Source organism: Geomicrobium sp. JSM 1781026 (assembly GCF_041949955.1).
Lineage (GTDB): Bacteria > Bacillota > Bacilli > Bacillales > Marinococcaceae > Geomicrobium_A.
This window is the reverse complement of record NZ_JBHFQF010000027.1, coordinates 1-1,384: the sequence shown is the minus strand read 5'-3', so window position 1 is coordinate 1,384 and position 1,384 is coordinate 1. Positions and strand designations below refer to the sequence as shown.

Here is a 1,384-nt window from a genome sequence, read left to right as displayed (position 1 = left end):
AGTCAAGTCCAGATTTATGTGTAAAAGTGTTACAACGAGTAGCCAAGTCATTCATTTAGGTTTGAGGTGTTGCGTTCAAGGGGCCTGCAGGCCCCTTGAAAAATCATTTCTCATCTGAACTTTTTCGTAAAAAGGGTCGTTGGAGATGTTCCAACTTCTCGTCATAATCCTTCAGTACCGCCCCAATGAGTCGAAAAGCAGATTGAGTGTTCGGGAAGATATTGATAATGCGTTCTCGTCGACGAATTTCAACGTTGAGTCGTTCGACATTATTCGTTGTTCGTAGTTGTGGGTGATAACTATTCGGCTCACTCATAAACTGAATGGCATCTTCAAAACCTTCGTCCAACACCGTTAAAGCTTCTTCAAATCGTGGCTGTTCCTCATAGGAAGCCACCAGCTCATTCTTCATCCGACGTGCGCGATCGGGGCAGCTCTGTAAGAACAGATCCTTCATTACTGCAGTAAATTCTTGCGCGCCTTTCTTGGGTACCTTTGCAATTAAATTTCGTTTGAAATGAACGGTACACCGTTGCCAGCTTGATCCGACAAATGTGGACTGAATCGCCTTCTTTAAGCCTGTATGGGCATCAGAGATAATCAGTCTCGGTGAGGTGAATCCTCGCTTCTGCAAGTGTTCAAAGAAACGCGTCCATCCCTCTTCTGACTCGACATGACTGACTTGAAAACCAATGATTTGGCGGCGGTTCTTTTCATTGACCGCCACGGCGACATATACCGCTTTGGAAACCACCTTTTGATATTCTCGAACCTTAATATACATCGCGTCGACATAGAGGTAGGGAAACCTCATGACGTTCAATGGGCGGTCTGCCCATTCTTGAACAATCGGGTCGAGCCTCTTTGTAAGCGTTGATACGTAAGAACTCGAAACACTCTCCCCGCAGAGCTGTTCGACCGCTTTGGTAATTTTACGGGTAGATACACCGTTAATCACCATTTCCAACATCGCTAAGACCAATGACTGCTCGGCACGTTCGTATTTCTCAAAAATGGAAGGCGAGAACTCCCCTTGTCGGGTGCGCGGAACCTTCAACGTCATCTTCCCTAAGCTCATCGTATAATCTCGCTCATAGTAGCCATTACGCATATCTACTCGGTCTTCAGAACGTTCGTAAGCACTGGCTTTCAGGTATTCGTCGCGCTCTTTCTCCATCATTTGGTTTAACACCACAATGACGGCAGACTTCGTCACAGCACCTAAATTCGTTTCCATTAATTCGTCTTTCAATTGTTCCAAGTCTAATGTAATATTTACTTGGGTCATATTGATTCCCCCTGTTCATAATTTTCATGGCGAAAACATTGTAACATGGGATCAATATGACCCTTTTGACTTTTACACAATTATATGGACTCTACC

Annotated in this window: 1 protein-coding gene; it reads right to left on the bottom strand. The window is 44.7% G+C overall.

Annotated elements, in window-relative coordinates:
* Positions 1-103 precede the first annotated feature (103 nt).
* A complete protein-coding gene (locus ACE1TF_RS20405) occupies positions 104-1,288 on the bottom strand; it encodes an IS256 family transposase (RefSeq protein WP_375019469.1) in 1,185 nt (394 codons plus the stop codon).
* Between the last annotated feature and the right edge of the window lie 96 nt (positions 1,289-1,384).